Origin of the sequence: Blautia sp. HCP3S3_C4 (assembly GCF_052064095.1) — a bacterium.
Lineage (GTDB): Bacteria > Bacillota > Clostridia > Lachnospirales > Lachnospiraceae > Blautia_A.
Genome location: NZ_JBQHWF010000054.1, coordinates 1 through 748, shown reverse-complemented (window position 1 = coordinate 748; position 748 = coordinate 1). Strand labels below are relative to the sequence as shown.

General features: G+C 31.0%; 1 pseudogene. It reads right to left on the bottom strand.

Features of this window, described 5'->3' with window-relative positions:
- A pseudogene (locus ACTNC6_RS16150) lies at nt 1–713 on the bottom strand (hypothetical protein); the annotation flags it as partial.
- Nucleotides 714–748: the final 35 nt, after the last annotated feature.

Below are 748 nucleotides of genomic sequence, written 5' to 3'. Positions count from 1 at the left end.
ACAGCATTTTCAACTGCATCTATATCTCTTTTTAATCCCTCAGCAAAACTTCTTAAGGGTTTAAGAAGATTTTTACTATATTTTTCAACAAATAAATAGAGCATTGGCACATTATGATTTTTAAAAATATTTCTAAACTCTCTTATGCAGCATTGAAGTTCCCAAATATTTGGATACTTTTCATAAATATATTCCTTATGATTATCTGAAAGCTCAGTATTCATCCACATGTACCTAAACACACCTTCTCGTGTAATATAATCTTTATCTTTTCCCTTACTGCCGGTTTTGTATTTTAAACACTCCGTCATTGTTCTGACATATGGCTGTGGCTCAAAACATTTATTTTCTTTTTGCTCTATTTTGCACAAATAATCAAAAGCATTGCTTTTGGATCCAGAATATCCTTTTTCGTATATTGCCTTTACAGTTTTGCTTTTACTCCATCCTTCTTTAAGACAATCTATAATAAAATCATGAAATGGATCAAGTTTGCTTTGATGAATTCCATACATACTTAATTCTTTTGGATCACCTTTACGATATTTTGCAATTGTGTTGCGACCTATTCCCATACGTTTGGCAATTTCACGGTAACTACAGCCTTCTTTTAAAAAATTTTGTATTTGGCAGATCATTTGATAACGTTTTTCTGAAAAAGCAGCATAATTATCCACATCAGATGCGATTTTTTTTACAATGTTCTTCTGCATCGATAAATGTATCATTGTGTGGGATACTTATTGTT